Annotated in this window: 11 protein-coding genes, 1 tRNA gene and 2 pseudogenes; 8 read left to right on the top strand and 6 right to left on the bottom strand. The window is 71.7% G+C overall.

Going from position 1 to position 11,228, the window contains the following annotated elements:
* Positions 1 to 6 precede the first annotated feature (6 nt).
* Entirely contained in the window at positions 7 to 603 is a 597-nt protein-coding gene (locus IPO09_06150; protein MBK9516930.1) for an RlmE family RNA methyltransferase, read from the bottom strand.
* A gap of 111 nt (positions 604 to 714) precedes the next feature.
* Here IPO09_06150 and IPO09_06145 point away from each other — a divergent pair, with 111 nt between their 5' ends.
* The 5 genes from IPO09_06145 to IPO09_06125 all read left to right on the top strand — a co-directional run bounded on the left by IPO09_06145 (position 715) and on the right by IPO09_06125 (position 4,411).
* Positions 715 to 1,101, top strand: a complete 387-nt coding sequence (locus tag IPO09_06145) for a hypothetical protein (GenBank protein MBK9516929.1) — start codon at positions 715 to 717, stop codon at positions 1,099 to 1,101.
* 158 nt (positions 1,102 to 1,259) lie between these two features.
* A complete protein-coding gene (locus IPO09_06140) occupies positions 1,260 to 1,562 on the top strand; it encodes a YfhL family 4Fe-4S dicluster ferredoxin (GenBank protein ID MBK9516928.1) in 303 nt (100 codons plus the stop codon).
* Between the two features lie 102 nt (positions 1,563 to 1,664).
* Positions 1,665 to 3,317: a hypothetical protein gene (locus tag IPO09_06135; protein MBK9516927.1), complete on the top strand. Its 1,653-nt coding sequence runs from the start codon at positions 1,665 to 1,667 to the stop codon at positions 3,315 to 3,317.
* A 68-nt stretch (positions 3,318 to 3,385) separates the two neighbouring features.
* Positions 3,386 to 4,213, top strand: coding sequence for an OmpA family protein (locus IPO09_06130; protein ID MBK9516926.1), 828 nt, complete (start codon positions 3,386 to 3,388; stop codon positions 4,211 to 4,213).
* A 124-nt stretch (positions 4,214 to 4,337) separates the two neighbouring features.
* Positions 4,338 to 4,411 (top strand) — tRNA-Pro (locus IPO09_06125).
* A gap of 150 nt (positions 4,412 to 4,561) precedes the next feature.
* Here the strand turns inward: IPO09_06125 and IPO09_06120 are convergent.
* From IPO09_06120 to IPO09_06105, 4 genes and pseudogenes are all read right to left on the bottom strand, one after another.
* Positions 4,562 to 4,726, bottom strand: a pseudogene (locus IPO09_06120) (tyrosine-type recombinase/integrase).
* 69 nt (positions 4,727 to 4,795) lie between these two features.
* Positions 4,796 to 5,617: pseudogene (locus IPO09_06115) on the bottom strand (tyrosine-type recombinase/integrase).
* Between the two features lie 592 nt (positions 5,618 to 6,209).
* Positions 6,210 to 7,382 (bottom strand): replication-relaxation family protein, encoded by a 1,173-nt coding sequence (locus tag IPO09_06110; protein ID MBK9516925.1) that lies wholly within the window; start codon positions 7,380 to 7,382, stop codon positions 6,210 to 6,212.
* 17 nt (positions 7,383 to 7,399) lie between these two features.
* Entirely contained in the window at positions 7,400 to 7,741 is a 342-nt protein-coding gene (locus IPO09_06105) for a hypothetical protein (GenBank protein MBK9516924.1), read from the bottom strand.
* A 684-nt stretch (positions 7,742 to 8,425) separates the two neighbouring features.
* Here IPO09_06105 and IPO09_06100 point away from each other — a divergent pair.
* The 3 genes from IPO09_06100 (at position 8,426) to IPO09_06090 (ending at position 10,655) form a co-directional block, all read left to right on the top strand.
* On the top strand, positions 8,426 to 9,787 hold the full coding sequence (locus IPO09_06100) for a putative Ig domain-containing protein (GenBank protein ID MBK9516923.1): 1,362 nt from the start codon (positions 8,426 to 8,428) through the stop codon (positions 9,785 to 9,787).
* Between the two features lie 309 nt (positions 9,788 to 10,096).
* A complete protein-coding gene (locus tag IPO09_06095) occupies positions 10,097 to 10,366 on the top strand; it encodes a BrnT family toxin (GenBank protein MBK9516922.1) in 270 nt (89 codons plus the stop codon).
* A complete protein-coding gene (locus IPO09_06090) occupies positions 10,350 to 10,655 on the top strand; it encodes a hypothetical protein (protein ID MBK9516921.1) in 306 nt (101 codons plus the stop codon). Before IPO09_06095 ends, IPO09_06090 begins: the two co-directional genes overlap by 17 nt.
* Here IPO09_06090 and IPO09_06085 read toward each other — a convergent pair.
* Positions 10,536 to 10,820 (bottom strand): helix-turn-helix domain-containing protein, encoded by a 285-nt coding sequence (locus tag IPO09_06085; GenBank protein ID MBK9516920.1) that lies wholly within the window; start codon positions 10,818 to 10,820, stop codon positions 10,536 to 10,538. The two genes, IPO09_06090 and IPO09_06085, sit on opposite strands and share 120 nt — an antisense overlap.
* Positions 10,821 to 11,228: the final 408 nt, after the last annotated feature.

Below are 11,228 nucleotides of genomic sequence, written 5' to 3'. Positions count from 1 at the left end.
GCTACTCTACTTGAAGCCGGTGCCGACGACGTAGCACTCGTAGCTGTGCTCGCGGGTGGCCTTGGGCCGGACCACGTGCACCTTCTCGAAGTGCGCCGCCACCTCCTTCTTGAAGGCCGGGAAGTCGCCGCCCATGAAGACCTTGGTGACGAAGCCGCCGCGCTTCTTCAGGGTGACCAGGGCCACGCCCAGGGCCATGCGGCACAGCTCCAGCGAGCGGGCCTCGTCGGTGAACTTCACCCCGATGGTCTTGGGGGCCATGTCGCTGGTGACCAGGTCGAAGCGGCCGGGGTGCAGCGCCTGGATCTGCTGGAGCGCGTCGGGCGCCAGCAGGTCCACCACCGCGGTCTTGACCCAGGGCTTGCCGATGCGCCGGATCTCCACCAGGTCCACCCCCACCGCCACGCCCTTCTCGCCCACCACGTCGGCCAGGATCTGCAGGAAGCCGCCCGGCGCCGCGCCCAGGTCGAGCACCGCCCCGCTCTTGGGCAGCAGGTCGTGCTTCTTGAGGATCTCGTCGATCTTGAAGGCCGAGCGGGCCCGCAGCCCGGCCTTCTTGGCCTGGCGGTAGTAGAAGTCCTTCGGGTCGTAGGGCTTGGCCATGGGTCTCCGCCGCGGGACGCGGCCGTGCCGGATCGCCTGGGCCGCGGGGCCCATTTGCCGCCGGGGTGGGGCGCGCCTATCCTGCGCGGGCGCCTCCCCAGTCTAGCCGACATGTCGATCCGCCTCATCACCATCCTCGGCCTCGCGGGCCTCGGGCTCGGCCTGGGCCTGGTGGTCCACGGGTCCGTCCGCGTCCGCGCGCTCGACGCCGAGTCCGCCCAGCTGGCCGAGACCAGCCGGGCCGCCGGCGCCTCCTACGTGGAGACGCTGCGGGGAGAGCACGCCACCCGCCAGATGCAGGCGCTGGACCGGCGCCGCGAGGTGGCCGTGGCCCGCGCGGCGGCGCGCCGCAACCGACTGCTGGGCCTCCTGCTGGGCGTGGCCGGGGGGCTCGGCCTGGCCACCGCGACCGCCTTCCGGCGCATGGCCGGCGAGCTCCAGGAGGCCGGACACGGCCCCCCGGGCCAGCCGGGCGCGGCCACCCGCCGCGAGGACTGAGACCGTCGGCCAGCGTCCGGTTACCTGGACCGGATGTGTCCGATACTCCAGGCGAAAGCGGGGCCGCCGCGCGGCTTGACTCGGGCCAGGCCCCATCGCATATACCGCTCGCTTCCCTACCAAGGACTCCACCCCGGGGCGGCAGGAGACAAAACGCCATGGCCACCAAGATCACCGAGGAGTGCATCAACTGCGGCGCCTGCGAGCCCGAGTGCCCGAACGGCGCCATCACCCAGGGTGACGACATCTACATCATCGACCCCAAGCTCTGCACCGAGTGCGTCGGCTTCCACGACGAGGAGGCCTGCGCCACGGTGTGCCCGGTCGACTGCTGCGTCCAGGACCCGGACAACGTCGAGACCGAGGAGGCCCTCTACGGCCGCCTCGCCACCGTGCACGCCGGCAAGGCCTTCCCGGCCCTGGCCGAGCTGCCGGCCAACCTGTCCCGCTTCCGCAAGTAGCCGAAGCCCGCCACCCCGGCGTCCGAGGAGCCCCGCGTGCCCACCGGCGCGCGGGGCTTCTTCACGCCCGGAGGGCGGTAGAGTGCCGGGCCGGAGGTCCACATGTCCGAGGTGCTCACCGGCGGCCAGCTCGTGGCGCGGATGCTCAAGCGGGAGGGGGTCGGCACGGTCTTCACGCTCTCCGGCCTGCACGTGGCGCCCATCTACGCCGGCTGCGTCGAGGAGGGGATCCGGCTGGTGGACACCCGCCACGAGCAGGCGGCCGCCCACGCCGCCGACGCCTGGGCCAGGCTGACCCGCGGGGTCGGGGTGGCGGTGGTGACCGCCGGCCCCGGGGTGACCGACGCCGTCACCGGGGTGGCCAACGCCATGTCGGCGGCGGTGCCGCTGGTGCTGCTGGGCGGCGCCGCGCCCACCTTCAACCAGGGGCGCGGGGCGCTGCAGGAGATGGCGCAGGTGCCGCTCTTCACGCCCATCACCAAGTGGGCCGACCGGGTGCCCTCGGCCGAGCTGGTGCCGTCCTTCCTGGCCAGGGCCTTCCGGGTGGCGCGGGCCGGGCGGCCCGGGCCGGTGTTCCTCGAGCTGCCCTGGGACGTGCTCTCCAACGGCGCCGACTCGGCGCTGCTCGACGCCCAGCTCGGCTACCGCACCGCGGCGCGCAGCCCGGGCGACCCGGCGCAGGTGGCGGCCGCGCTGGCGCTGCTCGGCCGGGCCGAGCGGCCGGTGGTGCTGGCCGGCTCGTCGGTCTGGTGGGACGGCGCCTGGGAGACCCTGCGGGCGCTGGCCGACGTCACCGGGGCGCCGGTCTACCTGAACGGCATGGCGCGCGGCTGCCTGCCGGCCGACCACCCGTCGTTCCTGCAGCTCTCGCGCAAGGAGGCGCTGGGCCAGGCCGACGTGGTGCTGGTGGTCGGCACCCCGCTCGACTTCCGGGTGGGCTACGGCGCCGAGCCCACCTTCGCGGCCGGCGCGCAGGTGGTGCAGGTGGACGTGGACGGCGGGGAGATCGGGCGCAACCGGCCCATCGCGGTGGGCATCGTGGGCGACTCGGCCTCGGTGCTGGGGCAGCTGCTGGCCGGCGCCGGGGCCTGGGGCCCGCCCGCCTGGCTGGCCACGCTCAGGGCCGCCGAGCGGCGGCGGCGCGAGGCGCAGCGGGTCTACGAGGAGAGCGACCAGGCTCCCCTGCACCACTTCCGGCTGGCGGCCGCGCTGGACCAGGTGGCGCGGCGGGCCGGCGACGTGACCTTCGTGGGCGACGGCGGCAACGTGGTGGCGGTGGCGGCCAAGGTGCTCACCGTGGGCGGCCCCGGCCGCTGGCTCGATCCCGGCCCGCTCGGCTGCCTGGGGGTGGGGGCGCCGTTCGCCATCGCCGCCAAGCTGCTCGCGCCCGAGCGGCACGTCTGCGTGGTGCAGGGCGACGGGTCCTTCGGCCTGAACGGCATGGACTACGAGACCGCGGTGCGCTTCGGGCTGCCTCTGGTGGTGGTGGTGGGGAACGACGCCGCCTGGGGGCAGATCCGCGTGCCGCAGCGGGCCATGTACGGCGACGACAAGGCGGTGGCCACCGCGCTGGCGCCCACCCGCTACGACCTGGTGGTGCGGGCGCTGGGCGGCGACGGCGAGCACGTCGACCACCCGGACGACCTGGTGCCGGCGCTGGAGCGCGCCTTCGCCAGCGGCACCGTCTACTGCGTGGACGTGGCGCTGGACCCCGAGGCGGCCGCCTCGAGCGGCGCGGCGGGCTACGCGGTGTAGGATCGGTGCCTCACCGAGCCGCACGACCTTTCCGGGTGCCGCGGGCGCCCCTTCACCGGAGGTACCAGATGCGCTTCGCCGTGAACGCCGTCCTCGCAGTCCTCTTCGCCGCCTCGCTGGCCGGGTGCGGCATCTCCAAGGAGCAGTTCGCCGCCAAGGAGGCGGAGGCCAGCAAGTACCGCAAGGCCTTCGACGGCGAGACCGATCGGGCGCTGTCGCTCACCAGGAAGGTGGACGAGCTCAACGCGCTCAACGTGGACCTGGAGTCCAGGCTGGAGCTGGCGCGGGCCGAGATCACCCGGCTCGGCGGCGACAAGGCCATGCTGGAGCAGACCGCGGCCACCGCCGAGGCGCGGGCCGCCGCGGCGCAGGCCAAGGCGGCGGCGGCGGAGGCGCGGGCCACCACCCTGGAGGCCAAGAGCGCCCAGTACGCCCAGCTGGCCGGGTCGCTGCAGAGCCAGATCCAGGCCGGGCAGGTGGAGATCTCCGAGCTGCGCGGCAAGATGACCGTGAAGCTGAAGGACAAGATCCTCTTCGCCTCCGGCTCGGCCAGGCTCGGCAAGGACGGGCGGGTGGCGCTGGACGCCGTGGCCGAGGCCTTCAAGTCGCTCGAGGGCAAGAACGTGCTGGTGGCCGGGTTCACCGACGACGTGCCGGTGTCCAAGGCCGGCGCCTTCGCCGACAACTGGGACCTCTCGACGGCCCGCGCCGCCTCGGTGGTGCGCTACCTCCAGGCCAAGGGCGTGCCCCCCGAGATGCTGGGCGCCGGCGGCTTCTCGCAGTACCGCCCGGTGGCGGCCAACGACTCGGCCGCCAACCGCAGCCTGAACCGCCGCATCGAGATCGCGCTCACCGCCGCCGACTACGTGCCGCCGGTGGTGGACGCGCCCAGGTAGCGCGGCCGTCCGCCCGCCTGGCCTCGCGCGCGGCGCGGCCCCGGGTGGCCGTTTCGCGGGGCGCTCGGGAACCGGTTGACCCAGGGAATCCGCGGTGCTACCACCTCGCTTCCCTGCAGCAACCCGGGGCGTAGCGCAGCCTGGTAGCGCACTTGCTTGGGGTGCAAGTGGTCGCTGGTTCAAATCCAGTCGCCCCGACAGTTCGAAGGCCCCGAGGTTCTTCGCGAAAGCGAAAGCCTCGGGGCCTTCACTTTTCGCCGATTCGCCGCCTTGCATTGCCGGTGCATTAACTCGCGCCGGCTCGCCGAAGGTGAGCGCCCGGTCCACGTCCGCCCGGAAGTCCTCCAAGTCGCTGTGGTCGTACACGGCGGCCGTGATCTCGGGCGAGGAGTGGCCGAGGTTGCGCTGCACGGCGCCCAGGTCCACGCCGGCCTTCCGGAGCAGCGTCGCGTGGGTGTGGCGCAGATCGTAGAACCGGAGCTTCCGAGGGATGGGCGACACCCAGAGTCGCATGTTGCACTTGGGGCAGCGCGCCTCGTCGGCCGCCGGCCGAAGCTCCTCGAACCCGCAGCCCTTCCGCCGGCAAGTGTGCCGGTAGCCCTCGACCACGCCGGCCCGCCCAAGTGCCCGGCGCAGGTGGTCCACCAGGTGGAATCGGACGTCGGGGGCATAGGGCTTGCCGTCGGCCTGGACGAAGACCCACTCGGACGGCGAGGCCTGCATGGCCGCCTCGAGGAGCGGCCGCAGCTCGCTCACGATGGTCACGTCGCGGGCGTCGCCGTCCTTGGGGAGCGGCGCCAGCCAGGAGTGGCGCACGGCGAGCGTCCAGGTCCTGGTGTCCACGTCTTCCTTGCGAAGCCCGAAGGCCTCGCCGGGCCGCAGGCCGGCGTAGACGCACGTCGCGGCGAGCCAGCGCCAGGGCGTGTCGCGCGTCGGTGAGGGGAAGCTCGCCAGCGTTGGCAGGACTTCGCCGCGCCTGAGCACGCATCGCGCCGACTGGCTGGGCTTGGGAATCCTTCGCCGCTTCACCCAGCGGACCGGGTTCTCGGTGGTCCAGGTGCGGTGCTTTGGGTCGCGCGCCCGCTCGAACATGTTGAAGGCGGCGCTCCGCAGGTGGTTGAGGCTCTGGGGCGAGAGGTCCTGCTCCTTCCGCGTGAGCAACTGGTCGAGCCGGTCGGCGAAGAGGCCGGCGGTCCCGGGTTTGAGCTCCTGGTCGCGCAGCTCGCCGAGGTGCTTCTCAAGGAAGGGGAGGAACTTGTCGTTCGAGTAGCCGCGGCGCTGCGAGCCGTAGCGGTCCCACCACCAGTCCATCAGCTCGCCGAACGTCATCGCCTCGCCCGGATCGGCCTCCAGGCCTTCCCGCTGACGCCAGGCCTGACGCTCCTTGTCCTGGGCGAAGGCCATCGCCTCGGCCTTGGCGCGTGCCGCCGTGACCTTCTGGACGAGACGGCCGTCGGCGCCGCGCCACATCGCGTACCACTTCGACCCTCGCTTCGTGACCGACGGCATGCTCAGCCTCGCAACCCCTCCCCGATGGAAGTCTAGCGACCCGACCGACGCGCGCCGCCCGACCCGACCCAGGCGCGAAGTTCACCGGGTATAAACCTGAGGCCCCAGCCTGCGAGCCGCTTGACCGGGAGCGAGCCGTCCTCGGCCCGATGGTAGACCCAGCTCACGCTTCGCTTCAGGAAACGCGCGACCGCGTGGACGTCCCAGAGCTCGTCGTCTGGAGGGAGGGCGGTGGGGCCTGCCGCATCGCTCCGCTGCACGGCCGACGTCCTGTCCATCCTGGGCCTGGCGCGTCCTGGAGCTTGCCTGGCGGGCGCGCCGGGGGCCTTCGCAACGCTCGGGCGCGCCTGGCCGCTACCTGGCTCGGCGGCCGTCGCTGCCTCCGCTCGGGGCGCGCTATCGGCGCCGCCCTGCCCGGCCCACTCAAACGTCACCTGGTCACCCCGCGTCTCGGCCATGACTCGCTCCTTCGGCTGCTCCATCGTGCTCACCGATTCCCCCACGGGGGCGCGGGAGGTCTCGGGCCCGGCGTGGCAAGGGCCTTCGCCGGCGCCTCCTCCGGGGCGAACCCCGCGTCCTGGACCAGCTTCACGAAGGTCCGAAGCGCCCGAATGGCGGCGCTCGGGACGACCGGAAGCGGCAGCTGCGGACCGCCGCGCTGGTTGTGGTCGTTGATGACCTGGTGGTGGGCGTTGAGCGAATCGGCCAGCGCGTTGTAGCCGGCACGAACCTGGTCGAGCAGGGCCTCTTCGACCTTCACGACCCGCTCGCGGCGTGGCCTGGCCGGCTCGGCCACGCCCTCGCGGACGTAGCGCGCGAGCACCTGCGGCGCCTCCGCGAAAGTCAAGATGATCACGCGGAACTGGCTCGGCGGCAGCGTGCCGAGCCGTTCGGTGATCGCCCGCTGCACCTTGCGCCGTCGCTCGTCCGAGTGGACCAGGAAGGTGAGCCTCGGCTCCAGGTCGTCCGGGAAGGCCGAGCGGTACCAGGTCCCGAAGCCGTCGTCGGCTGGCATGGTGAAGTAGACCCGGTAGCGGTCCAGCTTGGAGATGACCGCGCCCGTCTTGTCCGGATGGGCCGTGGCGATCGACTGGCTGCCGGTCTCGGCCTCGATGAAGAGCCGCCGGCGGCGGGCCGGGATGGTCATGATGGCGTCCGGCTTCAGGACTGAATGAAGCCACACGCCCGTGCGGTGCAGCAGACGGAAGCCGAGCGAGTCGTCGTCCTCGCTGAGCCATCTGAAGGGCAGGTCGAAGAGCGGCGCCGAGTGGCTGGACCGCAGCGAGGCAACGAGGCCCGCCAGGACGTCGTTGAGGACCAGCGTGTGCTCCAGGAAGCGGGCGCCGATGTCGGCGGCGGCCGGCGGTCGCAGCCAGGGCACCTGGTTCGACGCGATGGACCGGCCGTACGGCGCGAGCGCCCAGACCGGCACCTCCAGCCCGTCGCGGCGCCGGTAGGCGAGCCGGCGCAGGCAGGGCCCCTCCCCCGGCTTTCCGCCCGGCTCGCAGAGCTTGGCGAGCCGGCGGTACGTCTGTTTCTTGCTCGCGCCGTCGAAGTGGAGCCGGTGCAGCTGGTCGGCCGAGGCGTAGCGGGCGACGCCGACGTAGGCGAGGAGCCGGCTGTCCCGAAGCGTCCGGACGTAGCCTGCAGGGCTCGGCATGCGACCGACTCGCGCCGCTACCGGCGGCGCGGCTCCCTCGGGCTGGGCGCGTCGAAGCCCGGCTCCTTGTCACGGAGCTCCAGGCTGCGCTGGAAGAGCAGGTGCAGCAGGTACTCGTACCGGCCGAGGCCGAGCGCCTTCCGGTCGGCCTCCAGGAGCGCCGTCGCCGCGGCCGGCAGGCCGAACCAGGTACGCACGCCGTCGAGGTGACGGATGACGTGCCCGGTCAGGTCCGAGCCCCGCGCGGCCGCCTCGTCCTTCAGAAAGATGACGAGCTCCCGCGGCATGCGGAAGGTCTGCATGAGCTTCTCGGTGGTCGAGAACGGGTCGGTGGCGGGGGCCTTGGACTTGGTAGGCATAGGGCTTCCCTATGTCTTACGTTCGCTGTGCGGCGTTTCAAGGTTGCCTGCCGGTCCCGATGGGTACCCTGCCCAACCGCTCCGCCGCCGTCGCCCCCGCCCTGACCGACCACCCCCTCGGCAACCTCGCCAGCCCTGACGCGCCGCTCCAAGCGCTCCCGGCCAACGACTCTGGCCCGCCCGTCCCGGCCTCGCTGCCCAGACCGTCCGCCGACCGAGACCGCCGACCTCTAGCCAGCCTTCTCCGACCGCATGCCCGCTCCGTACTTTGCAGCCTCTCGCCCCGCCACCCGACTCCCCTGCATCTCTCTTTGACATCTATGACTATGACTTCCAGTGAACAAGATCTTGTCTGTCCCTGACCAGCCCCGCCCCGCCGCCTTCTGCCTCCTTGAACATTCCTTGGTGACAGAAACCCGATCCCACAATCCATGCTGGTTGGGAGTGTGGGATCGGGCTTCTGTCACCCGCTTCACGCCGACCTGACGACCTTGAGGGCGGCGGGGCGGGGCCGGTGCGATCGCAGGGTTACGAGTTGGACCCCTGATGCCATCGCCGCTCCGACGCATGAGCCAAGTCTGGCGCCCCCGCTCATCGGGGCCCGCCATCGTGCTTCGGGAGACCAATTCAAGCGGCGCTAGCTGCTGGTTCAAGTTCGGCCAGGACTCGGGGTATGATGCGTCCATGTCCACTCCTCGCGCCGCTTTGCTTGCGCTCCTCGCGCTGCTCGCCCTCTCTGGCTGCGACCCCGGCACAACGCCCCCGAGTGGGCTCAGCTACCCGGCCAACCCAGCCCTCTACGTCGTCGGGACGGCCATCGCCCCCAACGTCCCCTCGGTGAGCGGGGGCGCGGTGACCTCCTGGTCAGTGGCACCGCCGCTCCCTGGCGGCCTCACCCTTGACCCTTCGACCGGCGTCATCACGGGGACGCCGACGCGGAGCGGTGCGATCTACCTCCACAGCGTGACCGCCGCCAATGCCGGGGGAAACACGAGCGCCACCTTGACCCTCACGGTGCTGGCCCGGCCGGCATTCACCCCCACCGGGAGCCTGGCGGGGGCGCGTGGCTATCACACGGCGACGCTGCTGCCCGGCGGGGAGGTGCTCGTGGCGGGCGGGTGGAGCGCCGACCTGATCTACCTGGGGAGCGCGGAGCGGTACCAGCCGGCCGACCTCGTCAGCGGGGCGTTTACCGCCACCGGGTCCCTGGCTACGGTCCGATACACGCACACGGCTACGCTGCTGGCGGGAGGGAAGGTTCTTTTCGCGGGCGGGAGAAACGCGCCGCCCTACCTCACGAGCGCGGAGCTCTACGACCCGGCCAGCGGTGCATTCGCGCCGACGGGGGATCTGATCATCGGCCGGGGCAGCCACACGGCGACGCTCCTGCCCGATGGCCAGGTGCTGCTCGTGGACGGGGGCGGGGACGGGCTGTACGCGGCGAGCGCCGAGCGGTACGATCCAGCCACAGGGAGATTCACGGCGACGGTCGGCAAGCCCGCCGTTCCGCGGGCCGGCCACACGGCGACGCTCCTGCCCAGCGGCCAGGTGCTCATCGCCGGTGGTGTCTCCTTGCCGGAAGCGGAGCTCTACGATCCGGTCGCCGACACCTTCACCCAGACCGGGAGCCTGGCGACCCCCCGGGGCGGCCACACCGCCACGCTTCTCCCGGGCGGCCAGGTGCTCATCGCCGGCGGCCACGAGGAGTGCTTCCCCGGCCCCTGCAGCGCTCTTCGCAGCGCCGAGCTCTACGACCCGGGCGCGGGGACCTTCGCGGCGACCGGCGACCTCCGGGCGGCCCGGAGCATGCATACGGCAACCCTGCTGCCCAACGGCAAAGTGCTCTTCGTCGGCGGGGCCGGGGAGGCGAGCGACCTCAGGGAGGTCTACGACCAGGCGGCCGGCTCCTTCACCGCCACCGGAAGCGCGGCCGCCCCGCGGAGCGGCCACTCGGCGACGCTCCTGCCGGACGGCGACGTCCTCATCGCGGGCGGGTACGACCCTGCCATGGGGACGCTCGTCGCAGCCGAGCTCTATCTCCCCTGAGCCGGTGCGGGCCGCTTCCACCAGCGTCCGAGGCCTGGCCGAGAGCAATCTTCGAGGAAGCGCTTACCCGCAGCCGAGCTGGTCGAGCCGGTCCAGGTCCGTGCGTGAAGTCCGGCCCGTCGGGATTCCGAGCCGGATTGGGCTCCTGAATATGGCGCGCGGTCCTTGCGATCGGGGGCCCGCGATCGCCCGTGATCGCCTCCACGATGGGGATCAGCCTACCGGCGGGCCCGCGGGGGATTCAGTATCGGAGTGCCCCTTATGGGAATACGCCCTTGCGTCTCCCAATAGGAGTATTACACTAATTTAGTGAATTTTGCCTGGGATCCGCGCAAGGCCGCCTCCAACGCGAAGAAGCACGGGGTGACCTTCGAGGAGGCCGCGACTGTCTTCGCGGACCCGTTGGCGCTGGCCATCCAGGACGAGGTCCACGAGGAGCGCACCCTGCTGCTCGGGCTGTCCGAGCGGGTGCGGGTGCTCCTGGTGGTCCACGTCGAGTTGGACGACGACACCATCCGGCTCATCAGCGCACGCCGCGCCACGTCCCATGAGAGAAGACGCTATGAAGAAGGTCGGTAACCCCAGGGAGCCGTCGAAGGCGTCCCTCCGCGAGATCCCAGAGGTCGACTTCGCCTCGGCCAAGGTCCGGCGCAACCCCTACGCCGCCCGCGTGGCCGCGGAGGGCATCGTCCACGTCCGCCGGGGCCGGCCGAAGAAGGGCACCGAGACCGGCCCGACCGAGCCAAGGTCAATCAGGTTCCCTGCCCCGGTCTGGGAACTGCTCGAGAAGCGGGCCAAGGCCCAGGGGCTCACCCTGCACTCGGCGCTGCGCGCGGCCATCATCGACTGGGTCCGGCACGCTTCGTAGGCGTGTTCTGGAGGCGCAGCCGCCCAGGTAGGCAGCCAGGTCCGTCTCCGCGATCCGGATGGCGTGCGTCGAGATCCGAGCGAAGGCGAGCCTTCCTGACTCGCAGAGGGCATAGACCGTGGCCGTGGACACCTTGAGCCGCTCCGCAGTCTCCTTCACCGTCAACAGCGGACCCCCGGCCACGTCGCCCCCACCCTGCATTACCGGTGCATTAAACGATCGGCGAAACTCGCCTGAACCCGGCGAAGGCCTGGAAGATGCTTCCTCCGGAACCAGCCCTGATTGCGAATCCTTGCGAGCCCCTGCATCGCTTGACTGATCGTCCTGGCGGACTTGGGGTGCAAGTGGTCGCACGTTCAAATCGTGTCGCCCCGACACTTCAAAGGCCCGTCACCACAGAGAAATCTTGGTGACGGGCCTTTGTCTTTGTGGCGGCAAGGTGCGTTTCAAGGTGCGTTTTGGGCCGGGGGTGAGCCCGCTCCCCGGAGGGCCCTTCGGCCGGGCAAGCGCTGGACCTCCCCGTCCGCGGCGTGCCGCTCTCCACAGCCGCAGTCCGCCCCGTGCATGTGCGCC

Origin of the sequence: Anaeromyxobacter sp. (assembly GCA_016718565.1) — a bacterium.
In the GTDB taxonomy this organism is placed as follows: domain Bacteria; phylum Myxococcota; class Myxococcia; order Myxococcales; family Anaeromyxobacteraceae; genus JADKCZ01.
The sequence above is the reverse complement of the archived record's forward strand: the minus strand, read 5'-3'. Positions and strand labels throughout refer to the sequence as shown.

Excerpts from the sequence above, each read along its gene's own strand:
- IPO09_06090 (MBK9516921.1), top strand. The coding sequence starts at position 10,350 with ATGAAGAAGGTCGGTAACCCCAGGGAGCCGTCGAAGGCGTCCCTCCGC.
- IPO09_06110 (MBK9516925.1), bottom strand. The coding sequence starts at position 7,382 with ATGCCGAGCCCTGCAGGCTACGTCCGGACGCTTCGGGACAGCCGGCTC.
- IPO09_06135 (MBK9516927.1), top strand. The coding sequence starts at position 1,665 with ATGTCCGAGGTGCTCACCGGCGGCCAGCTCGTGGCGCGGATGCTCAAG.
- IPO09_06105 (MBK9516924.1), bottom strand. The coding sequence starts at position 7,741 with ATGCCTACCAAGTCCAAGGCCCCCGCCACCGACCCGTTCTCGACCACC.
- IPO09_06150 (MBK9516930.1), bottom strand. The coding sequence starts at position 603 with ATGGCCAAGCCCTACGACCCGAAGGACTTCTACTACCGCCAGGCCAAG.
- IPO09_06140 (MBK9516928.1), top strand. The coding sequence starts at position 1,260 with ATGGCCACCAAGATCACCGAGGAGTGCATCAACTGCGGCGCCTGCGAG.
- IPO09_06145 (MBK9516929.1), top strand. The coding sequence starts at position 715 with ATGTCGATCCGCCTCATCACCATCCTCGGCCTCGCGGGCCTCGGGCTC.
- IPO09_06130 (MBK9516926.1), top strand. The coding sequence starts at position 3,386 with ATGCGCTTCGCCGTGAACGCCGTCCTCGCAGTCCTCTTCGCCGCCTCG.
- IPO09_06100 (MBK9516923.1), top strand. The coding sequence starts at position 8,426 with ATGTCCACTCCTCGCGCCGCTTTGCTTGCGCTCCTCGCGCTGCTCGCC.